Origin of the sequence: uncultured Paraglaciecola sp. (assembly GCF_963977085.1) — a bacterium.
Taxonomy (GTDB): Bacteria; Pseudomonadota; Gammaproteobacteria; order Enterobacterales; family Alteromonadaceae; genus Paraglaciecola.
Window position 1 is genome coordinate 413,239 of the sequence record NZ_CAXBNC010000001.1, and the last position, 23,408, is coordinate 436,646.

The 23,408-nt window shown below is 40.5% G+C and carries 21 protein-coding genes and 1 tRNA gene; 9 read left to right on the forward strand and 13 right to left on the reverse strand.

All coding sequences use genetic code 11. The features are described 5' to 3' along the window. Nucleotides 1-44 precede the first annotated feature (44 nt). The 6 genes from AAC000_RS01745 to AAC000_RS01770 all read right to left on the reverse strand — a co-directional run bounded on the left by AAC000_RS01745 (nt 45) and on the right by AAC000_RS01770 (nt 9,080). Nucleotides 45-1,427 (reverse strand): YjiH family protein, encoded by a 1,383-nt coding sequence (locus tag AAC000_RS01745; protein WP_339719545.1) that lies wholly within the window; start codon nt 1,425-1,427, stop codon nt 45-47. Continuing rightward, on the reverse strand, nt 1,427-2,404 hold the full coding sequence (locus AAC000_RS01750; RefSeq protein WP_339719547.1) for an NAD(P)-dependent oxidoreductase: 978 nt from the start codon (nt 2,402-2,404) through the stop codon (nt 1,427-1,429). Before AAC000_RS01750 ends, AAC000_RS01745 begins: the two co-directional genes overlap by 1 nt. An 11-nt stretch (nt 2,405-2,415) precedes the next feature. Further along, nucleotides 2,416-4,032, reverse strand: a complete 1,617-nt coding sequence (locus AAC000_RS01755) for a 5-guanidino-2-oxopentanoate decarboxylase (protein WP_339719549.1) — start codon at nt 4,030-4,032, stop codon at nt 2,416-2,418. Nucleotides 4,033-4,126: 94 nt separating this feature from the next. Beyond that, nucleotides 4,127-4,984, reverse strand: coding sequence for a hypothetical protein (locus AAC000_RS01760; protein ID WP_339719551.1), 858 nt, complete (start codon nt 4,982-4,984; stop codon nt 4,127-4,129). Beyond that, complete coding sequence (locus AAC000_RS01765) at nt 4,984-6,591, reverse strand: sulfotransferase (protein ID WP_339719553.1); 1,608 nt, start codon at nt 6,589-6,591, stop codon at nt 4,984-4,986. The genes AAC000_RS01760 and AAC000_RS01765 overlap by 1 nt, the downstream gene beginning before the upstream one ends. Nucleotides 6,592-6,641: 50 nt before the next feature. After that, entirely contained in the window at nt 6,642-9,080 is a 2,439-nt protein-coding gene (locus AAC000_RS01770; RefSeq protein WP_339719554.1) for a TonB-dependent receptor, read from the reverse strand. Nucleotides 9,081-9,343: 263 nt separating this feature from the next. Between AAC000_RS01770 and AAC000_RS01775 the strand changes: the two genes are divergently transcribed. The 5 genes from AAC000_RS01775 to AAC000_RS01795 all read left to right on the forward strand — a co-directional run bounded on the left by AAC000_RS01775 (nt 9,344) and on the right by AAC000_RS01795 (nt 14,112). Further along, nucleotides 9,344-10,252, forward strand: coding sequence for a LysR substrate-binding domain-containing protein (locus AAC000_RS01775; RefSeq protein WP_339719555.1), 909 nt, complete (start codon nt 9,344-9,346; stop codon nt 10,250-10,252). 14 nt (nt 10,253-10,266) lie between these two features. Continuing rightward, nucleotides 10,267-11,070, forward strand: a complete 804-nt coding sequence (locus tag AAC000_RS01780; RefSeq protein WP_339719556.1) for a helix-turn-helix transcriptional regulator — start codon at nt 10,267-10,269, stop codon at nt 11,068-11,070. Between the two features lie 226 nt (nt 11,071-11,296). Then, nucleotides 11,297-11,740, forward strand: a complete 444-nt coding sequence (locus AAC000_RS01785; protein ID WP_339719558.1) for an SDR family NAD(P)-dependent oxidoreductase — start codon at nt 11,297-11,299, stop codon at nt 11,738-11,740. Between the two features lie 456 nt (nt 11,741-12,196). Continuing rightward, nucleotides 12,197-12,709, forward strand: coding sequence for a DinB family protein (locus tag AAC000_RS01790; protein WP_339719559.1), 513 nt, complete (start codon nt 12,197-12,199; stop codon nt 12,707-12,709). Between the two features lie 317 nt (nt 12,710-13,026). After that, nucleotides 13,027-14,112 (forward strand): HDOD domain-containing protein, encoded by a 1,086-nt coding sequence (locus AAC000_RS01795; protein WP_339719561.1) that lies wholly within the window; start codon nt 13,027-13,029, stop codon nt 14,110-14,112. A 167-nt stretch (nt 14,113-14,279) separates the two neighbouring features. Here the strand turns inward: AAC000_RS01795 and AAC000_RS01800 are convergent, their stop codons facing one another. The 3 genes from AAC000_RS01800 to AAC000_RS01810 all read right to left on the reverse strand — a co-directional run bounded on the left by AAC000_RS01800 (nt 14,280) and on the right by AAC000_RS01810 (nt 16,506). Then, nucleotides 14,280-14,786 carry an alpha/beta hydrolase gene (locus tag AAC000_RS01800; RefSeq protein ID WP_339719562.1) on the reverse strand — a complete coding sequence of 169 codons (507 nt, stop codon included), beginning with the start codon at nt 14,784-14,786 and terminating at the stop codon, nt 14,280-14,282. A gap of 176 nt (nt 14,787-14,962) precedes the next feature. Then, entirely contained in the window at nt 14,963-16,204 is a 1,242-nt protein-coding gene (locus AAC000_RS01805; RefSeq protein ID WP_339719818.1) for a HipA domain-containing protein, read from the reverse strand. Further along, nucleotides 16,204-16,506: a transcriptional regulator gene (locus AAC000_RS01810; protein WP_339719564.1), complete on the reverse strand. Its 303-nt coding sequence runs from the start codon at nt 16,504-16,506 to the stop codon at nt 16,204-16,206. Before AAC000_RS01810 ends, AAC000_RS01805 begins: the two co-directional genes overlap by 1 nt. Nucleotides 16,507-16,653: 147 nt before the next feature. On the opposite strand from AAC000_RS01810, the gene AAC000_RS01815 reads away from it, so the two are divergent. Continuing rightward, a complete protein-coding gene (locus tag AAC000_RS01815) occupies nt 16,654-16,782 on the forward strand; it encodes a helix-turn-helix transcriptional regulator (protein ID WP_339719820.1) in 129 nt (42 codons plus the stop codon). A gap of 270 nt (nt 16,783-17,052) precedes the next feature. Here AAC000_RS01815 and AAC000_RS01820 read toward each other — a convergent pair. Next, nucleotides 17,053-17,129: transfer RNA gene (locus AAC000_RS01820), tRNA-Arg, on the reverse strand. 675 nt (nt 17,130-17,804) lie between these two features. Between AAC000_RS01820 and AAC000_RS01825 the strand changes: the two genes are divergently transcribed. The 3 genes from AAC000_RS01825 to AAC000_RS01835 all read left to right on the forward strand — a co-directional run bounded on the left by AAC000_RS01825 (nt 17,805) and on the right by AAC000_RS01835 (nt 20,370). Further along, nucleotides 17,805-18,257 carry a hypothetical protein gene (locus AAC000_RS01825; protein ID WP_339719566.1) on the forward strand — a complete coding sequence of 151 codons (453 nt, stop codon included), beginning with the start codon at nt 17,805-17,807 and terminating at the stop codon, nt 18,255-18,257. A gap of 29 nt (nt 18,258-18,286) precedes the next feature. Further along, nucleotides 18,287-19,741, forward strand: a complete 1,455-nt coding sequence (locus AAC000_RS01830; RefSeq protein WP_339719568.1) for a hypothetical protein — start codon at nt 18,287-18,289, stop codon at nt 19,739-19,741. A 131-nt stretch (nt 19,742-19,872) separates the two neighbouring features. Continuing rightward, nucleotides 19,873-20,370: a hypothetical protein gene (locus AAC000_RS01835; RefSeq protein WP_339719570.1), complete on the forward strand. Its 498-nt coding sequence runs from the start codon at nt 19,873-19,875 to the stop codon at nt 20,368-20,370. Here the strand turns inward: AAC000_RS01835 and AAC000_RS01840 are convergent. From AAC000_RS01840 to AAC000_RS01850, 3 genes are all read right to left on the reverse strand, one after another. Further along, the gene (locus AAC000_RS01840; protein ID WP_339719572.1) at nt 20,367-21,086 is read right to left on the reverse strand and encodes a hypothetical protein; all 720 of its coding nucleotides are present in this window, start codon (nt 21,084-21,086) and stop codon (nt 20,367-20,369) included. The two genes, AAC000_RS01835 and AAC000_RS01840, sit on opposite strands and share 4 nt — an antisense overlap. 300 nt (nt 21,087-21,386) lie before the next feature. Continuing rightward, a complete protein-coding gene (locus AAC000_RS01845; protein WP_339719574.1) occupies nt 21,387-22,805 on the reverse strand; it encodes a type VI secretion system contractile sheath large subunit in 1,419 nt (472 codons plus the stop codon). Between the two features lie 91 nt (nt 22,806-22,896). Beyond that, nucleotides 22,897-23,376: a GNAT family N-acetyltransferase gene (locus AAC000_RS01850; protein ID WP_339719576.1), complete on the reverse strand. Its 480-nt coding sequence runs from the start codon at nt 23,374-23,376 to the stop codon at nt 22,897-22,899. Nucleotides 23,377-23,408 lie beyond the last annotated feature (32 nt).

The following is a 23,408-nucleotide window of genomic DNA, read 5'->3' on the forward strand; positions in this document are numbered from 1 at the left end:
ATTCATAACATACGAAGAATGTTATGTTGTTTTAGATTTTCAGCCTAAAACAACATATGTGCGATGCCATATAGGATGGGAAAGGCAATAATGGTTCTAATGATAAAAATAGACACCAACTGCAAGATGGTTATGGGAATAGCTGAGCGCATGATCAAGATTGCCGTTTCAGCAAAAAATATCAATTGAGTTACAGAAAGCCCTGCCAGTATAAACTTAGTAAATGGATCACTAATGTTTGATGCAATAATAGTCGGTACAAATTGATCCATTAATCCAATGAATAAGCCCGGCGCCGCTAACCTCGCTTCAGGCACTTGTAATGCATCTAACATCAGGTACAACGGATAACTCATTGCCTGTAATATGCCAGTATTGTAATAAACTGATAAGGTTATAAATTCTATCGTCATGGCCGCCGGCATCATCATAAGATAAATGTCTATCATGGACCAAAAGCCTTTATTCACCGATTGCGCTGGCGACGGTGACCGTTTAGCTGTGACTATGGCTCTTTGCATGGCGCAGTTTAAACGTTTTTCCCCCTCTCCCACATGTTCGTTAAGTTGCTTTTCTTTGCCACCATAGTAATCATCTTTGAATGTCGACAAAGGCGGTAACTTAGGAGTGATCACTGCACATAAAATGCAAATAAGCAGCATGCTGCCGTAGAGCTGTAAAAAGTGACTTTCAATTCCAGCCACTTGCGCTGTCAGGAGTACGAAAGGAATAGAGACGACTGAAAAGTTAGTGGCAATAACTGCCGATTCGCGGGCGCTATAATACCCTTGTTTGTATTGATAGTTAGTCATCACAACCGCAATACTCGATGAACCTACCCACGAAGCCAGTGTATCTATGGTAGCGCGACCAGGTAAGTTGAATGCCTTGTGGAACCCTTTTTGTAACAAGGTTCCTACGAAGTCTAATAAACCGTAATCCGTTAAAAACGGCAAAAACAAGCACCCCAATCCAATCAACAGAAATATTGCGCCAGCCACATCAATATAGGCAGTAACCCCCGTTTCTTTCGCTATTACCCATTCTGGGCCAACTTGAAATAGTGTCATGCCAGCAGTCACACCACCAATAACAGATAATAATGTCCATAACCAATGGGAGGCGATGAATTTTTCACTGTGAGGTAGGCGAGTAGAGAACGACCTAGGGGTTAGGTTATAAATTACCGAAAGCAACGCGCCGATAATAAAGATACTACAGGTGAAATACTTCATATTTTCACCAATAAGGCTGGTAAAGACGTTTGAAACAACGCCTAGAGCGATAGTCCACGACCCCTCGTAAACGAAGGGGGTAAGGAAAAAGCCAATGCCGAATAGCGAACAGCCTAGCAATTTAGCCCAAGTAACCCATGAATTGCCTTCGCTTTGTGCCTGGGATATCGTTTTAGTTTGATTCTCTATCATTATTCATCCCTTATTGGTGCGTTAACAGGCGTAACGGCTTGCTGGTTGCATAAGTAACCAATAACGTTATCGGCTATGAGATTGGTCATGGCCGTATATGCTTCTTTTTCAAAATTCGCGAAATGCGAGGTTAACGCCACATTTTTTGCTCGAATATCATTAACACTGTCGCTATAAACATCTAAACCAGCGCCGTGTAACGCCTTATCATTTAAGCGCTCAATCAATGCATTTTCATCCACAAGTTCAGCCCTTGCGGTATTAACAAATACTGCATCACGTTTCATCATAGCGACAAGTTCAGCAGAAACTAGATTATTGGTTTGCTCAGACAGCGGCATATTTACGCAAATAAAGTCAGCGGTTTGCATCAAGGTGTCTAACGCAACTTTGCGAGCACCGAGTTCATTTTCCATATTGCTGTTTGCGTATAAGTCGTAATAAATAATGGTGTTTTTAAAACCATGATGCATCATTTCAGCAACACGGGAGCCAATACGACCAAGACCTATCACCCCTGTGATTTTATTACGGATAGACACAGCTGTTGGGCGCTGAAATGAAGGTGCGGGGTCTGTCTTTATGGCACGCCTTTCTGCACTAAGTGCCGGTATTTGCCTTGCAATCGCAACCAGCAAGGCGACTGTTGCTTCGGCTGTGGCATGAAAGGCTTCGTCCGTAGGTGTATTAGTCACTACTATCCCTTTATGACGTGCGGCCTCTATATCAATATTCGAAAAACCTATACCATAATTTGCAATTAGCTTTACCGAAGACGGCAACTTAGCGATAACGTCAGCAGTAATGGCGTCTTCTGTATGTGTAATTAAGGCATCCGTGTGCTGAGCTTTTTCTAACAATTCAGACGCAGGGCATATGTCGTCTGTGTCTGTTGTAGTTAATCCAATGCCTTGCTCAGCTAAGCGTGTTTTTAACAGATCAGTATCAAACAATGGGCGAGTTAAAAAAACCTGCATATTCTACTCCTCTAAAATGCATAGCCGCAATCGAGTGCGGCTTCACTGACTTCAATCAAAAAGGGCGCATTAAGATTGCTCGCTTGATTAAGTGCTTCTTTTAGTTCAGTTAGGCTATTTACATGAGTGGCTTGGCATCCCATGGCATTGGCTAAAGCAACGTAATCGGGAGGGATAATATCAACACCAATTTTGGCTACTTTTGCGTCGTCCATGAAGCGGCGAATTTCACCATGGCCATGATTGTTCCATACAATATAAATAACTGGGATTTTGGCATCTACGGCACTAATAATTTCATTGAGGCTAAACTGACCGCCACCATCTCCGGTTAAACCGATAACCGGTAAACTGGGTACGCCAATGGCAGCCCCAAGAGCGGCTGGGAAAGCGTAACCCAAAGTGCCATAGCCGGTTGTAGAATGAAAATAGCGTGCTGTGTTGTTGGTTTCGTAATAAGCCTGTGCAAAATAAGCAGGTTGTGTTGAATCACCGACAATCACACAGTCGCCTAAAGTATCAGTAATGGTTTGGAAAAAATCGCCATAAATCGACTTTTTCATGTCTTTGGTTTTTTCTCTTAGCACGCCGCAATATGCAAACACCTCAGCATTGGTGGTCTGCGGGGCTGCAGGTAAATGCTCTACAATTGCGTTTAATGCTTGTTGCGCGTCACAAAGAATAGGCAGATCAGGCTTATGGTTTCGTAACAATTGGGCGCTGTCGATATCGATCCTGATCAACTTTCCTTTAATGTTTAAGTCCCCTAAGAAAAAGAAATCATAATCGGTTTCAGCAAGCTCTGTCCCCACCGCCAGAACAACGTCAGCGTGCTTTTCAATGGCTTCACGTATTGCGGGATGTGATGGAGTTGACCCAATAAATAACGGATGATCGCTAGGCATAACACCTTTACCATTACAGGTATTGACCACAGGCATGTTTAACTTTTGCGCTAAGGTTTGCACCACTAGGTCCACATTTTTAGCACCGCCGCCTAATATCATTAACGGATTTTTTGCTTGAGTGAGCATTTCAGAGGCTTGTTTGATGCTGTCTAAATCTGGCCCAGGAGCTTTAGGCATAGGCCATGGTTGCATATCAAGATGGCTTGCATCAGAGGCTAATACATCAATAGGAATTTCGATATGCACCGGACCTGGGCGCTGGCTAGTAAAGACCGCAAAAGCTTGAGCTAACACTTTAGGTAAGTTATCAACACTTAATAAAGTATGGCTGTATCGAGACACTTGTGAAGTAATGGCTAATTGATTAGGCAATTCATGTAGACGACCTTCACCCATAGATAAATGCTGGGTGCGGTTAACCGAAGAAATCACCAACATAGGAATAGAATCTTGTAGTGCTTGTCCCATGGCTGTCACTATGTTGGTCATGCCAGGACCTGTAATGATAAAACAGACCCCAGGTTTACCTGTCACTCTAGCGTACCCATCGGCCATAAAGCCTGCGCCTTGCTCGTGACGAGGTGTAATATGTTTCAGCGTAGAATCGTTTAAGCCTCGGTAAAGCTCGATAGTATGCACACCAGGAATACCAAAAACAGTATCTACGCCATAGGCCTGTAATAAGCGAGTTAAGGCTTCACCGCATGTTTGTTTTTGCATATTTTAAACCTTTTACTTTATTTTTTATAAGTATGAGTAAACAGCGTTATATTTACTCATCAACTTTGCCTGTTAAGCGACGAGTCTGAGCACCTTATGCTGAGGCCTCTGCTTCTTGCCAAAGTTGCGTGGCGATTTCTTTCATAACGATAGCTTCTTCCCATCTGTCACTTAATTCTTCGCCGTTACCGTCAGTAATGGCGTATACAGGAGGACCGAGTTCACAAAGAAAGACACATGCATCATCGCTATCCTTGCCGTGACGCTGAATCCAGTTGTCAAAGCCTTCTCGCCACCAAGATTTGAACAAATCTAGCCAAGGTTTATTCTGCGGAAATAAAAACGGTACCTGTACCTGTTCACGTGTTGCTACTCGGCCGTGGAACGCTTCTGCACGAGTAAGAAATTCAGACATACGTTGGTGTGCCAAATCGTGTAGCGGTAAATAGTACTCTTGATTAACCAGAGTATGAGATAAATCAGCAACCATTAATAGCTCTGGGACCCGCTGCATAAGCTGAAGCGTAAAAAGCAGGTCATTAGTCATACAATTTCTATGTATTTCAACCAATGATGGGATATTAACTTTCTCACTGATAGCCATCCATTGTTGAGTAACACTTGCCACTTCCTCACTACTCCAAGGCTCAATTTGCCCTACTATGGCAATAAATCGCGGTTGAATAGGTTGGCTTACTACAAAGTCTATAATTTCTGAGTAATGCGGCACACTTTTAACAAAGGCGTTGTAAACAAGGTCAAGATTATAGTGAGCCAACAAAGGCATGGCTTCTTGAATAATGTCAAAAGAATGGTAACCAATGTCGAAACTGACCCCTTTGAATCCTGCTTCAGATATTTTTTTTAATTTAACTTCAAGACTGAGTTCATAGCCATCGGGACGCCTATATTCCATTGCCCACATAGATTGAAAAACATCGAGCTTTGCCATTATAGTTCCTTTGCTTTATTTGCTTGAATACCATGCTTTTTAAATGCATGGGTTAGCGGTGTAAGTTGTGATTCGAATTGACGCCAAAGATTGACTGAGCGGCTGTAGATTGGCTCTCGAACTTGGCTGGCGCTAGCCGTATGGCTGGCACTGTCATTTTTGTGAAAGCTAAGGCATTTTGCATCCCATTCTAGATCACAAAATGTGAGTAGCTTTCGCGTTTCAGATTCTTGATTGTTAACCAAGTTTTCATATTCAATAGTATGAATTTGATCGGGGAATAAACCTTTCCATTGCTGCATTAACTCTGAGTATGCTGCTATGAAATTAGCCGTATCTTCTAGATCGTAGGAATATTCGTAACCACGATCGAACAACATTTTGAAATTGCTAAGGGCTGCATCAAATGGATTGCGAAGTACATGCACAATTTTGGCATTGGGTATGGCTTGTAAAATTAAACCACAATACAAGAAGTTATAGGGTAACTTATCGACAAATATTGACGCATTACCAACATGATTTTTGGCTAATTGTAAGTAACGCTTACCAATATAACTTAAGGCCTTTGGTGAGAGTTTCTCAACTAAATTTTCATCTAATCCTTCTAACCCTGCTGCAAGAGGTTTTCCACCCGCCTCAAGCAGCGCCATAGGGAAAGCATTCAGTTCTCCGCCACTAATAACTTCTGAGTGACTGGCAATGATACGTTCGACTAAGGTGGTACCTGTTCTTGGTAATCCAACAATAAATATTGGCGATTGTTCAAGGTTTTCAGGAATTTCCAACGCTGACGTTTGTAACGTTTTCGACATTGCCACTAAAGATTTCATTAGCGCTATATCTTTTGAAATATCGTAAGGCCGTTGTTTACGTTTAAGTTTAGCTCCTTGGGAATAGTGATTGAACGCTTTGTCGTAGTTACCCAGATCTTCAAACACTTTACCGCTAGCATAGTGCAGCATAATTTGCCCCTTATCAGAAGGCGTTATTTGCTGTCTGCAATGTTCCAACAAAGGTGAAATATCCTCAGTACTTTTGAAACGTCTCAGTTGGGATAAGTTGTAACAGGCTTGATAGTTTGCGGGGTCTAAATCAATCACTTCACGATATAGCACTTCAGCATGTTCAAGGCTTCCATTAAAACGCAATAAAGCGGCTAATTGGTTGCGTGTAGACACTCGGTTTGGCTGAATAGCCAAGGCTCGGGTATGTGCTTCAATAGCCAAGTCTAATTGATTGACCATGTAGCGTAATTCACCTAACTTATCCCACAGCTTAGCCTCACTTTCGTTATGCAATAACGACTGAGCTTTATTTAGAACATTAATAGCAGGTTCAAACGCCTGAAGCTGAAGATAACAACTCGCAAGATGAAAAATATTCCAAAGGTTGTCAGGCTCACAATCAATAGCTTTCAAGGCACTATTGATCACCATTTTATTCTGACCTAGGCGTTTGCTTATATCTGATAAATCTAGCCACAATTGGGCATTTTTAGGATCACGGCTCAATCCATCAGTGCATATTTTGGCAGCTTTATCTAAATTGTTAGCAGCCAAATTTGCTTGAATTAATTCATGATGGTCTACATTTTTTTGATTCAAAATAACTCTTCTTAACTAAGGGAGCGCCTTAAGTAAAGGCGCTCAATCTATTAGAATTGATAGCTAACAGACACACCAACTGTTCGAGGACGTACACGGTACAATTGGTCACCTTGTTGTAAAATGCTATATTGTTCACCCGCTTTACTTTCGCCAGCAGCGGTATCAGTTATGTATTTACCATCACCGTCAGATGCCGTAGGTGCATCGCTGTTGAAGAGGTTCTCAGCAAAAAGCGATACTGACCAGCTGTCAATGTCATACTTGGCACTCGCATTCCACAAAACTGAGGATGGAATTTCATCGTATCCTTGTTCATAAAATGTCGAAGGCGATTGGTATCCAGTTGTAAACTCGGCTTTATAAGACACCCCAATTTGAGCAGAGAAAGTACCGTCACCCAGTTCTTGTTGGTAGTGTAGTGAGCTTACTAATGTTGACTCAGGAATGCCGGGTAAAGATTCACCTTCAACTGCTCCTAAGGTACCGTCTGGGGTAACAAAGTCTTCGGTAAGTTCCGCATTGGTGTAGGTATAACCAAGGTTAAGTTTAAATGCGTCACTTAATCGTGCATTTACCTCAAGTTCAATCCCTTTCGATACAGCGCTTTGAGCATTAATCATTGCGGGGAAACCGCCGTTTGGTGACTGTACTAGCAAGATAGGGTTTTCCCAATCGATATAATAAGCAGTTGCACTGTAATAAACATCGCTATCTAGCATGTTGCCTTTAATGCCAACTTCATAGTTAGTGGTTTTATCAGGCTCGAAGAATAAATAATCTTCACTCTCACCGAATATACCAGTAGTAGGCAAACCGTTTGCCCCACCATGACGGAAACCTTGGGAAATATTCAAATATAGTTTGGTGTCGATATCAATGTCGTAAGCTACATTGAAACGATAAAGCACATCACTGAAATCTTTTTCATCTTCACCTGATGCATAGCCTCGTAGATCGGTACCTGAATTTTCTGCATCACCACAGGTAAAGAATCCTAATGTGGTATTCCAAAATTCTTCACACGCAGGTAAAAGTACTTCTTGTTTGGCATAGAAATTTTGTTCGAAGTAGCGCAGGCCAGCAGTAACACTTAGTTGATCTGTAGGGTAGAAGGTAACTTCACCAAATATCGCATAGTCTTCAAATTCAGTTTCTTGAATGTTGCCATAGCCAACATCAGTGCCTACTGGGTTGGTAATGTTAAATGCAGCGTCTAAACCATAAACATAGTCATATGCTACCGTATTAAAATCTACTGAATTATAGTAAGCCCCTACCAACCAATCTATATCATTGTCGGTCGTTCCGGTTAAACGGAATTCCTGAGTAATAGTTTCTGTTTCGTAGGTTTTTTCGCCTACAATAATTTCTGACGCTGGAGCAACGCCACCAGTGTAGCCGTAATAAGAAATGTAGTAAGGCCCCCACCACGATGAGAATCCATAGTTATAACTTTGATCGTACTTACTTTTTGCTTCGTTCTTAGTTATGGAAGTAGCTGAAGTTAAATCAGCAAAACCTAAATCATGTTCAATTACTAGTGACGTAATGTTAGTTTCACGTTCAAATTGTTCAATGATTTTTGCAGCAGTTTCATATCCATCTAAGCCTTCAGAGCTTGCTGATGAGCCTTGAACATCATCTTTCTGCATATTGTGAGTCAGTAAAATTTCAGTATCTTCAGTTGGGAGCCAACGAGCAGAAAGACGTGCCATCGACACATCTTCATCGTTGATATCTTCCGCTGTAGTGTATTCTCCAGTAGGTTGATTATTGGCATCTAAACCAGCGATATAATCGCTGTCAATGTACCCGGCATTTTCTAACTGGGTTACTACACCGCGAATAGCAAAAGTATCGCTAAGGGGCACATTAAGTACAAACTCAAGGTCGTGATTTAAACCGCTAGCGTATTCCGTAGTAGATACTTTAGCTTGCACTTTACCTGATACGGCATCGAATTCTGGCTTATTAGGGATGTAGCGCATGGTACCGCCTAATGAGCCTGAACCATATAAGGTTGACTGAGGGCCTTTAAGCACTTCAATGCGATTCATGTCCCGTAATTCTAAGTTGGCGAAAAGTGGAGTTTCACCTAAATAAACCGACACCACAGGATCCGTGGTCATAGTGAAATCTTCTTGTGCACCACCAGTCAAGTTAAGACCGCGCATAATAATACCAGAAGAAATTCCGTTTTTACCACGGCCCACATCGGTTAAGGTTAACCCTGGAATAGAGCGTGCTAAACTAGAAAAATCAGTAATTCCGGCGTCCTCTAATGCCTCACCGCCGTATGCTGAAATACTATATGGCACCTCTTGAATAGTGGTTTCTCTACGGGTTGCTGTTACCGATATCACTTCAACGGCGTTTGCTTTAGCTTTACTTTCTGCTGGGGCAACTTCCGTTTGCGCCATACTTACTAACGGCGAGCCTAGGCAGGCACAACAAATAGCAGTTCTTAGCTTGTTTGGTTTAAACATTAAATTTCCCCTCGAAATATGTCTTTTTGTGATTAATTTTTATTATGATGAAATCATACTAATCATTGCCTTTTTAAGCCGCAAACAACGAAAAATACTGGCGCTATTCCAAAATGGAATGGCTTGTGAAACAATGCTGAAGATCCCACTAACTCAGCTTTTCATTGTGTAAATTCTAAGTAAATAAAGGGTGACAAAGTCTGTCGTTGAATGAGTTAACTTGCCATTTTTTGTGGTGGGAATAACCTAAAAAGGTGATGAAAATGAGGGGAAAAAAGCTTCCTAGTATTATTTCTTTACAATGCTTTGATGCAGTAGCACATCACCTAAATATGACTTACGCTGGCGCATCCTTACACTTAACTCAAAGTGCGGTTAGCCGCCAAATTAAAAATATTGAAGCCTTAATTGGAAGGAAACTGTTTTACCGTCAAGACAACCAGTTAACCTTAACACCAGTAGGTGAGCAATACGCAGAAGAAGTCCATAAGATACTCAATAACCTCAACGCTGTAACACAAAAAATTTCTTCCAATACCGATTACACTAAAAAGGTAAAGTTAAAAGTGGTGACCGAACCTACTTTTGCTATCGCTTGGCTTATGCCCAAGCTCAAGGAATTTTATGTTAACTATCCTGATATTGAGATTGATTTAGGCACCGATTTTGAAGCCGTGGCAAGAAACACCCGTCGTTGTGATTTTGCTATATTGTGGGGAGATGGCGAATGGCCTCATTATTATGCCGAACCACTCAGATCCGATACCTATTTAGCAGTTTGCTCACCTAAATATTTAAGAGGCAGAAAACCCGTAAAAACCATGCGGGAAGTGGCGAATTTTGATTTTATTCATCAAAGTAATGTTATCTCAACCACAGATAAATGGTTTCTAGAAGCCGGATTAACACAAAAAGAAATATCCTTAATAGGTGGTCAATACTTCGATCACTTTATTTACTTATTGCAAGCGGTAAAAAACAATATGGGAGTGTCGATCCTGCCAGAGTATTTGGTTCAAGACGACGTGCTTAATGGCAATCTTATTGTTGCATGTGAACAAACCTACACACCAGAGCATAAATTCTATGCTTTATACGATGAAGAACGCCAAGAAGATTACGCTATCCGTCAGTTTAGAAAATGGTTATTAACCCACAAAGATGACATGTAAGTTCGGAAAAAATATTGAGATATTCACCTGATTTATTTAGCTTAGAAGAACATATTGCACTTACCGTTGCCCTAGGTACTGAGCATTTTTTTGATGTGTTAGAAAAGACCCTCTCTCAACATATTTCCTTCGGAAGTAGCTCTGCGATTTGTTATAACAAAAACATGCCGCCAAAATTGCTCTTCTCGCACTTACTCGAACATGAACAAAACATATTCTATGCACGCTTTTTAGATGGTGCTTATGTCGCTAGCCCTGCCTATCAGGGATTTATGAACAACTATGCAGATGGAGTATACCCTTGGAGGAACTTGATGCCAGAAGGCTTCAAGGAATCACAAATGTATTTGTCTTATTACCAAACCAGTAATATTACAGACTTACTGTACTTGTTTGTAAATTGCGGGGACATTGGTTTTGTTCAGTTTTGCTTAGGAAGGCATGCTCCCAGTGCATCATTCAATGAGTCAGAAATACATCTGATAGAGGCTATGTCTGTGTTTTTGCTTCCATTGATTAATAAGCATTGGGAATTTGCGGTGCAAAAACAAGCGCTGCAAATACGCCCGCTTTCCTCTATTGTTTCAGAGCGAGTCAGTTATTTACTGAATAATTTCGAAGCCGAATTATTGACCTCCAGAGAAAGGCAAATAGCAAAATTGGTTATTACGGGACATTCGTCACAATCAGCCGCCGATACCTTAAATATTTCTCCAGGAACTGAACGTGTTCATCGCGCAAAGCTTTACGCTAAATTGAAATTACGCTCAAGCTCAGAGTTATTCTCATATTTTTTACAGCAACTCACCGAACTTTAATAATCCGATGCGGCTGATAATTTAATATTAAGTTGGAAAAATAAGTGTTGTAGAGAGCATCCTACTGAATTCATAACGTCTATCACGAGTAAGGCCTATTGCACCTCTACCTGAATTTGGCGATGAAAATTGGCGTGGTCTTAAAACCGAATTTACATGGAATGCCGAAGATAACTTTATCGAAGATGTTGAAAAACATGAATGGTGGGCTAAATCCACTAATGTTATGTCCCCTCCACAACTAAAAGGCGGTGTCTTAGGCTGGCGCAACTTTTTACGTAAAGACAAACAAAAAACCAAAGTGCATCCTGAATGGCATTTACCGGGCATGATAGTTTATGGCGCGACCAAACGTGCGGTGACCTACTTAAACAAGTCCCTGCAAAAAGAAATAAAAGGCACGCAAGTACAAGTCAATACCTTAAGCCTAGGCATAGTGGTAACCGACTTGCTAATTGGTGATTACGACACCTCATCGCCAGAATGGCACAAGGTGAAAAAGATTTTTAACATTCTAGGTGACAAGGTTGAAACCGTAACGCCTTGGCTGGTTAACGGCATACTCGCCACTAAAAAAACCGCCACAACAGTCGCTTGGTTAACTGGCGGAAAAGCCTTTTGGCGGTTTATGAGCGCCGCATTTAATAAACGGGATTTGTTTGCTGAGTGAGATTAGTAGCCCTGCATTCTGAGATCTTTTTATTTAAAATATGTCTCATAAGATAAAGAGTTATGCGCCAATACTGGTGTTTCTGTTAGTCTTTTAAACTGGAATCACTGCCTTTTTAAGAAGAGTCCTTAATGACGAGATGTCTAACCATATTTAATATGGCTGCAGCTCTCGTTTTAGGCGTATTGTTTGGCTTTTAACTTAAATTGCTCTTTCACTAGATAACTAATGAGACCGATTTAAATCGAGGTGAAGCTATATTTGGTATGGTTATGATGTCATATATGTCTTTGTGGGTGGTTGTGCCAGCTTTATTTACTGGTTACAAAGTTCGCATTATTAAACCTTGGCTTGCCAACACGGTTTTAATTCTTTGCCTGACTCAAGCAGTAATAGTTGCAGGGTCAGTTGTGCTTTGAAATATAACAAACAAATTATGTCACAAGGAAAGTAGCAATGAATACTGAACAAACGATACTCTTAGCATCATACAATAGTTGGATGAACCAGAAGTTGTTTTCTGTTTGCGAAAAACTAGATGACGATATGCGAAAAAAAGCATCTGGTTTGTTTTTTAACTCAATCCACGGAACGCTAAATCACCTTCTGCTAACGGATAGAGTTTGGTTGGGTCGCTTTACAAATAGTCCGTTTCAAGTAGAAGGCCTAGATCAAGAATTGTATGCAAATTTTGATGAGTTGTACCTTGAGCGATGTAAAACGGACCAAAATATAGAAAACTGGACAGCTAATCTTGATCAAGAAATTCTTGATGGTGTACTTGAGTATAAAAGCCTTGTTAATCCACAACCAAGAAAATACAAGTATTGGATTGCAGTAACCCATTTCTTCAATCATCAAACACATCACAGAGGTCAAATCACGGGCTTATTGAGCCAGCTAGATATAGATTATGGAGTCACAGATCTTCTCTGGTTGCCTAGCCCAAGTATTCAAGATGTCATATAACAAAGCGTTAATGGCTGTTTTACTGCCATAGCTCAATCAAAAATCGAATATCCTCTATGCTAAAAAATAGCCATTAATATAGCAGCCCATCGAAAAGAAAATTTATGATAGGTGGCTACATTAGATTGCAATCACCTAAAAGATAATGAATGATGAGTTTCTCCATGAGATCGCCGAAAAGTAGGCCTTATTCATTTAAGTAAACTTAACCCTTTTATAGGTTAGAATTTCGAACAACCGCCTCTCTCACAGGTTAGTCAAAAACTGAGTTACGGTTGACATACGAATACAAAATGGAAAGTTTAAAAAGGCACACTATGTTTGTAAGTTTATTCAAAAAGTTATTCGGACGTAATGCTAGTAAAAGATTACCTGAGACCACAGCTAAAAACCAAACGACTTCGTGTCCTGTCGATACCAAGCAGTCTGTTAAACCCGATACAGCAGAATTAGAGCTTAAAAATAATCAAGCACGTGAAGCGGTGTTGGCAGAAATCGAAAACTCGCAAATAGAGTTACGCCGCGCAGATGTATTATTTTACGACTACTTATTAAGCACGCCTTCCGAGGGTTTGGTATCTAAGTTAGAACAAGAATTATTGGTGAAGATTAACCAAGTTCTAAGCACCCCTTCAAGGGTCGTGAATTCATTACCTAAGTTGCCTCATTCGGTAAACAAATTGATGCGTCTTCTCGAATCAGATGAGTTTGATTTATCAGCATTTTGCGGTGTGGTGGAAAAAGACCCAACCGTAGCCACGCAGTTAATTGCCGTTGCCAATAGCGCACACTACAATCCCAGTGGTTCGGACGTTTCTGATATTAAACGTGCCTTTACTTTGTTAGGCAGCCAAGGGGTTAAAGAACATGTGTTGCTAGCCTATGTTAAAGACTTGGCCAATGTACCAAAAGTTTACTACAAAACATTTGGAGAAAAGATTTGGGTACACAGTGACGAAACCGCAGTTGTTTGTCGTGAACTCGCCAAGCAGCGTGGGTTAGATCCCGACACTGGGTTTCTTATTGGTCTGGTACACGACATTGGGAAAATATTTATATTCAAATTGATAGTAGATGCATTCAGAAAGTCACACCCAGACGAACAGTTAGGTTCCTTGGTGATTAAAAAATTACTTCACCAAAAATCGCTACAATTGAGCATACTGATCACCGAACAATGGAAAATGCCTTCCGTTATCATCAATGCGATCCGCGATTTAGCTCAGCAAGCGAATAATCCAAATGCAACGCCTTATGGTAGTTTACTGATTGATGCTAATTTTATTAATGAATGGCAGTTGTTAATTGCCGCAGGCTTGGCGTCAACCGAAGAATTTGAGTTAGCTAAATTGCGCAAACCTCTGTCAGAAGACGCTTGTAATTATATTGCCCAAACCCCTTAGGCGCAGTGGTTTATTGCAATCTAGCCTTTGTCCTCATGCTTGTCCTTTTGACTTTTAAGCAAACTAATAGTTGAATAGCAAAAATGCACCAATAAGAATTTAATTGTGACCGCAAATTTGTACTGGCGCTTACTTCCAAATAAAAAAAGGTAAAGCCAATACTGCACTCAAGGCGCTAAGGCACTCAAAAATTCTAAGCTTTTCTTAAAAGCTAACTCAGCTTGGGCTTCTGGACTAATTAATCCGTGTTGTAGGGTATTTTCTGGCGCAAAAGAGCCAAATTGCCAATGGTTGGCATTTTCGATTACCACGTATTGGGTGTTGGTTGGGAGTTTGGGTTTATTTAAGGCAATTTTTTCTGGGGTGGACTGCAAGTCTTTCGAGCCGGATATGGACATCACCGCAACATCCAAGGCGCTAATATCGCTGGCTGGATACGAGGCCAAAAGTAACAAACCTTTCATCTTGGTTAGATCCGCGCCTTTGATATATTCAGCCGCGCCAACTCCGCCTAAAGAATGCCCGGCAATCACCCATTGCTTAATTTGTGGAAAAGCGGCAAGCACATTATCGGCTTTGTTAATGCCTAAAAATGCGGTGTTAAGTGGCATAGGAACAATAACCGTAATTAAGGCGACACAAGATGCAATTCCCCACGTTAAACTAAAACGCATAATCTATCCCTTGGACTGACGCTAGGTGAATAAGATAAAGATATTTCAGTTTAGAGAAGGTTATTAACTCACCTAACCAATTAGAGAGTTTCTATTTAAGTTAAAAACCAGTTACTCGCGGTAAACAAAGCTGTGTTAGTTTCAGACTATTAGATAGCAGAACTGCCTTATAGGGATTAAATTCGAAAAGCGCTAGATTTAAGTTTGATATTGTTCGCACTTAGGCCGACTTTTTTGGCGACAACTTGCCAATAGCTTACTGCCTTAAGTACTTTGTCATAAATGGCAGTGGCTTGGGTTGCAGTAAGTCTAAAAAAATCAGCCACTTCAAATGCCAATGCATAATCTAGTCTGTTATCTGTGTCGGTAATATTTAAATGCAGACCTGGTTTGTCCGGATTGGGATTGATGTCGTACGCAGGCGATAATACCCAGCCTTTTTCTGTCAGCATAAAACCGTGATTTCGCAAATGGTCGTCAGTGTTACTGACGGCAATATTAAACACTAATCTACGCCATAATTGTTGCAAATCAGAGGCGGTTCTTGCGCCTACATTAGTTAAAAATTCAGCCAGTTCTAAATAGCTGGCACCTTCATCACCATCGTAATATTTAAGCTGTGTCATGGCAGATGAAAAGTGATGGCGAATATCACCTTTGCGGTCAAATCGTTTGGTTAAAAAGGTATGATAAGAAGAGTTCAGGCGCTGAATTCGACATGGTGCCATTTCTATACCAGCATCCAGTGCCAGCAAATGGCAAACATACTCCCACGCTGCAACATCGTCAGTATCGGTATGATTGGGGAATTTAGCTATCCATAGGCCGTCTGAATCCACCACACAAGCTTTAGGACGTGCCCCACCTAATGATGAACCTGGTGATATCAACATGTATAGCCACTTTTGATACTCATCACTGTCTATATCTGGATCGTTTTCAATTTGCATCGCGGCATATTCAATTTCAGCTAGTGATGCAATGGGAGGGGCTGAAAGCCGTTGATTGTTATCTAACCAAGTACCATCTACTGCAGACTTAAAGCGTAAGCCGCCCATTCTATTTTGGTCGTGTACACCTAGTAGGTAGTCGAGTTCACTTAGTCGGTCATACTCCCGTAGGCCTTTTCTTTTTTCAATAGCCGCTCGGCGCTGCATCAATAAACGCCCCCAGCGGTCAGGAGAGGAATCTAAAAAAGCGCGAAAGTTGTGACCACTTTTATCATTATATTGATTGCCTCTCACTAGTTCTAACATCGGATCTAGTTTGAGTCGATGCGCAGAATCCAGAAATTCTGCGCTGTAATTAAAGTTAAATACCCCATTATTACGCACAGGCGTATATGAAAGTTTTCCCATATGTAATGGCGTTGCGATTGGCGACCAATCAGCATACACCTCAGTAGTAATGCCAGCCATCATTGACCTGCCAACAATTTCGCATCTTGCAATTTACGTCCAACGTCATCATGGGCCGCCAGTTCAGCAAAATTTGTTTCTAGTCCCAATATGCCGAGTATTTTTATGTATGCACCAATCGCTACACCGGGATCACCAACAAGGATCTTATTGACCGTTTTAATATCAAACCCAGAACGTTCGCATAACATGGTTTTATTTAAGCCACGGCGTTTCGCTGCCAGTAGTAAATCATTTCCAAAGGTCTCAAGAATACGTTTTTGTGCTGGAAACAGCACTTGATGTAAATTACGTTTCGACACTAGGACTATGTTCCATAATATTGGCCATTAATTGGGATTATAGTCCCTTCCATATTGTTTCCGCAAGCCTTGCTAGGACTATAATCCCAAATTTGGCATTTAAACTGGTATTATAGTACTAATTTATAACCAATTAATTCCTTAGTCATCCCGTCAAAATCTTCAAGCAACCGGCTTTTCCATGAAAAAACTTCTCGCATTGATTTTGAGACGCTTGAAATACTTTGTAAGTATTTGGAGTGTGATGTTAGTGACTTATTGGAAATTACTGACTAACAATAGGATATTTCTATAGATGTTATTGGCTTTGGGCTGCGGTACAAGAATTCAGACCAACGTAGCTAAATAAAAATATCAGGAGCAAATCCTGTTTGCTGCGATCCATCTATTTGAAATGAAAAAAGCTATTGGTTTGACAATATGCGTAAAAGGTAAAAAACGGACTAAAAAATGGATAAATATAAGATGGATAATTTTAACTTTGGTCACAACCTGGTCACAAATTAAATCAAGTTGGTAACAACTACGGTTTAAAACCTTAAATGATGGTGCACCCGGCGCGATTCGAACGCGCGACCCTCGGCTTCGGAGGCCGATACTCTATCCAACTGAGCTACGGGTGCTTATAAAATCTAGACTGCCTATTGGAGATTGGGCTTTACTGTACTGAGCTATAGAGTCAGTCAGAATATTTAGCTGCACAAACCTATCAACAATATGACGTATTTATGCGAGCGGTGATTCTAATGAATTGTGTCGGTTTTTCCACTGTTATTTGCTTTTATTCTGGGCTGATGGGGATAAAATGCCATTACAATTTTTAATTAAATCTACCCTTGGTGAATTGCTGAGATTCTATGATTTTTAGCTTTCCCTAAATTCCCAATAAATATCTAGTAATACATACCATTGCTAGATCACTAATTTTATTGTGGTTTCCCGACTTTGTGCAACTTATCCGGTTTTTAAGTTTGTGTTAGTTTTACTCTAGTCATTTTTGGGCTTTGTAATGGTTTCTTTGTTTAAAATAGCAACGGGGTATGGATAACTAAGCTTACAATTTGTATATTTATCGGTAAGAGTCTGTATTTCCTTCTAAAGCCATTGTGCATTTTGTAGTAAAGTACTAATTCATAAAGGTTATATCTTCTAATTTGTATTACTCATGGGCCTGTTTTTTGTGACGGAATTGATAGATTTAAACAGGTTTGATTGAGATTTAAGTGCTAAAAAAGGAGGTTTTTCGCTAGCCTTTTTTAAGTTTTTCGAATTAATTTTGCAACTGACAATAAGTAAGTATGAAACCTAAAAGCGGTAAAAAAATTGAAGCGGTAAAGCCAACAAAGCCAGCTGAGGCATTTGTGGCCGATGAAGCCAATCCGGGTAAAGTAGCAAAAGTTAAAGCTAAACAAGTTGAAGCTAAAAAAGGCAAATATGGGCAAACTAAAGTTGCCGCTTTTAAACCAAAAGAAACAAGCCCTTCAGGTGAAGACAACAAAAATTCTGATAAAGGCACCGATAACAAAGAAGAAGAAGAAGAAGAAAAACAAACAACTTTTATTTCCATTAAGCTAACAGACGAGAAAGATAATGCTGTGGCTGGGGAGAAATATGAAGTTGAGTTGCCCGATGGTAGTGTTTCCAGTGGTACCTTAGATATAGATGGAACTGCCAAAATAGAAGGCTTTGAAGCGGGTCAATGCAAGGTGCGCTTTCCAAATTTAGAAGACGACAGTGTTTCTACAAAGTAGTAATAGATGATCCTTTAGGAAGCCAAGCAATGACAGGAAAAAAAAGCTTCGAGTGTGCATCAGGTAAAGAGCATACCTTCGTAGTTAAACTAGCTAAACTAGCACAAGTAGAGCTATTAGACGGTGCAGAAGACAAGTTTTTGCCTAACAATGGTTCGCAGTTTGTAAACTTAGATCGAGACAATAAGTGGGTGGACAACAAGTCCGTGACTAGCTTGGGGCGGTTAGGTTATAAACCCAAAATTTATGTCAAATTTGACTTACCCGGTGTCAGTGAATTTACGCTTAAAGCTATACCGGATGGAAAAAACCCTGCTTATTCTGACGACGAGAAAACACGCAATAGTCTATTCAAATTTAGTGAAGAAGAAAAAACCTACCAAACTGAAAGTTCTGGAGAGTTAGTTATCAGCGACGCCTTCCTTAGTGTTGGGGGGAAAAGCACGTTTCATTTTGAGGTGAAAGACACTCAAGGTACAACCCTTGAAACCAAAAAACTCAAGACACTACGTAAAATATTTGTTCAAGAAATAAAAATGACTGGAGATGCGGGAAAATCAGCGGCAAGCTCCATTAATACTGTTGAAGCTGAGTATAAAAAACAGGGCTTTATTGTTGAAACATTACCCGAAAAAACCATGCCCGAGATGGAAAATATAGGTGCCAGTGATTCTGCAAGTTACAAAAGTGCTGTAAAGACTGCCTACCAAAGCTCAGAGGGCAAAAAGAAAGAGCCCTTTAGTCTAGTGGTTGGCTATACAAGCCACTTAGCTGTCAAGACTAGTGGTAGGCAATTATCAAAAGTAAATGTACCTGTAGGTCCAGGAAGCTCATCCATAACCATCAATATTGCCGGTCCTGGTAAAACGAATCCGACCGTTAAGACTAAATACCTTTGGCAAGAAATCGTTAGCGGTGAAAGTTGGTTTGAAAGTGCCACATTCGAAGACTCCAGCAGTTGTGTTGTGACCGCAATAGACGAAAAGTATTGCACAGCTATACCAGTGAATAGCGCCAATCCTCATGCAAGCTCTAAGGTTAAAATTGATGTCAGTAAATTACCTCGAGGAACAGGCACAATTACCTTAACGGTGTCTTGGGTAGACAGAATGCGCGCAGGTCTATCTTTTGGAGGCAGTAACCTTATATGTGTCTGCACAAAAGCTTGGTGGAAAAATAAAAGCTCGGCACAACAAAACGAAGTTATTATTCATGAGATGGGTCACAAAATTGGTATGGTGCCGGATGGAACCGGAAAACTGCCAGACAAAACCGACACCTTTTATGACTCCAGTAAAGGCCATGTGGGCACTCATTGCCATCATGGTATTTCTGCAGGCCAAACTCGATATGATGCTGCGGCAGATGCCGCCTCGTCTGATTGCGTAATGTATGGCTCAACCAATAGCCATTCAGCATTTTGTGAACATTGTTCAGTGGCGGCTAAAAAACAAGATATCAATTCAGGCTGGCCAGCACTTTAATTATGTTAAATCTTCAGTTACCACTAGCAAGCGCGGTATAAATGCGCATTCACTTTCACTGTTTATGTCTATTATTTAGCTTGGCTACGCTGGCTGCGTGTCAGGCATATTCAACTCCAAGGAGCCATATCGTGGCAAATAACAATGCGGATTTCGAAAATATTGAATTGAACTCAGATTCTAAAAACCTTTGCTCGCCAGATGTGAGTACAAAGTCTGACTTCATAGGGATTGCTATTAATGTACCCACTGAAGTTGAATTTAATGAAGCAGAGCCCGCCGAGGACGGCAGTTTTACTGTTATCCCAATTTGTGGTTATTATCAATTAGGTATGAATGAACTCAGCAAAGATTCTGTTATTCAGCTATTTGCTATGGACCTAGAAACCCAGCAGGTATACAGAGGAGAGCTGATCGATGAAGATGCGGGCACAGAAGAGCCCATGCCATTCGATGAGCCAGAATTGCTGCCACAAGATCTTGAAGGGCAATTACTTTCTGCCTATTTTAATCCCAACTTTACTCGTTACGTCAATTTGCCAACTGCAGAAGCAACGTACAAAATTTTAGTGCAGGTAGGCCAAGTCAAATCGAACATAGTGGAAATAAAAGTCAATCGTAAAGACTAAACAGTGGGGTTTTGTTTTTCTGTTAATCTAATAAAATCCTCATGACTGTAAACACTAGTGTACATAATTTGGTGATTTTGAACGGCAGCCGCAAAAGTGACTGTTGCACCGGTCTGCAATAGGTTATGACGATAACTCTTCAGGCTGTCACATAGAAAATTACTGCAAATAAAGGAACGTAGTTCCTTTGGTAAAGCGCATCCTTCAATACCTAGAAAAACACAAGAGTCTTGATAACTTTGTTCAGGGAAATACTCACTATATAATTCTACCAGCTCTTCTTCAGAAAATTCTGGGGCACGAGACGCTAAGATCTGTTTTAACGATGGATAATCTAAATAGGCATGCGTTTTTGCATAACCACAACATGCCCCCATGCAGGTAGCACATGCATTACCTAATAATGTCGCTTCCTTTTCTGGTAAAGGAGGGGCAAGACTCGCTGAGTATATTTTATTGCCAGTTGGATTGTTATTTTTAACATCATCATAAATCATTCCCAAATGATGCAAAAACTCTAGTTTCCGTTCCTGACTTAAATCTGTTAATGGTTTGGTATTAACAGGTAACAAAGCGACTAAAGGAGAAGTGTTTTCCAATTCTTTACGTAGCCTTACAGACAATTTCTGAGTAGCAGGATCCTGTAGAAAGACTTCAATCTCGTCGCTCAGTTGCGCAGTTAGACGCTTTTTATTTTCCTCTAAATATTGCTGCACTCTAGCGCGCTGACAATTAGGTTTTTCACAATATGGGCTTCGTGAGTATTCAATAAAAGTTAGACTAGTGTTGCAATGAAGGCATTGATTCGATTGATGGAATAACATAACAAACGACTCCTTTTTCTTAGGAATTTAGCTACTCTTTCTATACGTACCAATATCAAAGAGTAAATATGGCTAGCATCTCGTTCTTTTCTAATCCTTGACTCACAACATTTGTAAAACATAACAACGGCAATTGTTAAGTCCGTTATTAAACCCAAAGTCCACCGAGTTAAAAAATCACACAGTTTTTGTCTATTTTAAATTACTAACAGCTTTAATTTTATCACCATACAATCGAATGCAGTTTCTATTTCTAAAACTGGCAAACGGACTTATTCCTTGTTTTTGAATATCCATGAGTTGTTGTTCAGACAATAAATATTCGCCACAAGCATGCAATTTTTGTTCGTCACCTTGTGCATAAACAAAAGCGGGGAGCTCTGTAATATGCGCATCGTATGATACGAGTCCTTGATATTGGCGTATCAGTAACCGCGCACAGGCAAATGCCAAGTTCCCCCACAACAATTGATTGTGTTGATGTTCATTAGGAAACTCTTCAAAAGCAAATGAATCAACCTCGTCATACTTTTCGCCATAAGGGAGTCTCAGCAATACTCGAGGATAACTAAGCGCAAGATAACTGGCTTGTGGAGTTTGCCTAAATTCATGCCAAAGTGACTCATCTGGCGAATTAACAAGGCTGTCATCTGCCCCACTAACAACCTGACATTTTAGAGCTTCACCAAGGCTAGCGAGATAATTTAATGCCGTTATATCCTCATGACTTGCTGAGAATTGGTAATCTGCAACCAGCACATCATAAGTCGTTACGTCAGTGTCTTTTAAGTGTTGACTTATCTTGCTGACCAACACCGTATCGCCAGCCACTGCTTTGTCTAGCGTGGAGTGATCAGCATCAATCAAATAAAAGAACTGCTCCTCTTCGTCATATTCCTCGCTAAAGATAACATCCCTTACTCCACGCCAGAGTGATTCTATGGCTTGAAATTGTTTAGAATGTAAAATTGATTTCATCAATTCTTGCAAGGCTTGATCAATTATCGCGAGCAAGTTTAGGTGTTCTGGTTTAGTGTCATTGACAATATGGGGTTTGAGTAACTGAGCTAAAAAGAGGTCTAAGTTTCCGATACTTTGTGTACCCGAGGCAGCAGAAGTGGGCTCACTAGGAACAGACTGTTTTTTGCCTAACAGGCGCTCAAACATATCATCATTATTATCTGTTTCGGGGGCATCTTGAAGAACCTCTATATCTGCCTCTTGAGCACTTTTCTGAGCATCTAATTGAAACTGAGTCATGACCTCATTAGCTGCCTGCTCGGCTGTGTTTGGATTACTTAACTCACGTTTTAAGCGGCGCAAATTTTTAAAAACTGGGGTGTTAATTAAATTGTTAGGATGAAAGTCTTCTAATTCGTTAAACGTCAATTGATGACCTGAAGGTAAACAAATACTTGGACTCAACTTAGTCATGACCTGATCAAAGTTGTCTATATCGATACGAAGAATTTTATGGTCTGGAGCGTTTTCCTGCTCTGCTTTTACAGCGCTAAAATTTCCTAAAAAATAAACCCGCATCGGCTCTTGGGCATCAATTCGTTTAGCAGAATGAGAGTTAAAACCGTATTCAAAATCAAGACGACCTGACATAGTTAAGTCCTATAACATGTAACGTTACTCACAGCGTATACGAGCACGTGTGATAAATCGACCCTGGAGTGCTGTTCATCAGCAATTATTATTACATTGGCAACCAAAGGATATTCTGAACCCCCTTAAGTCCCAAAGTAAACTTTTCGCCGGTGTTAGTCCATCCACCTCGAATGAAGGCTTTATGGGCACCAGCATTATTGACCATAACTAACATATAACTACCACGTGCTCTTGGTGCCAAACCACGCAGGTAAACTGGCATCATTCGGCATACCTCTGTGCCAAAACCTTTGCCTTGGCTTTCATCATCAATTAAAAAATTAGAGATGCCTAAAGTATCAAAATTCGCAAAGTTAAAACCAAGATGATAACGGCTATCCACACTGAACATACCCACTGGAACGCCATCTTTTTTAACAACATGATGACTTACGCCCTCTTTTTTTTGAGCAAAAACCTTACTTGGCAAGTCACAGTAAACTTGCTGAAAGGGTTTTACCTGCATTGCATTCAAGAAGACAATATCCTCTTCTGTGCAGGGAGATAGAGCGACGGCATTGCGTATCATGTTGACAACCTAAATATTTTTGATACAGCAAT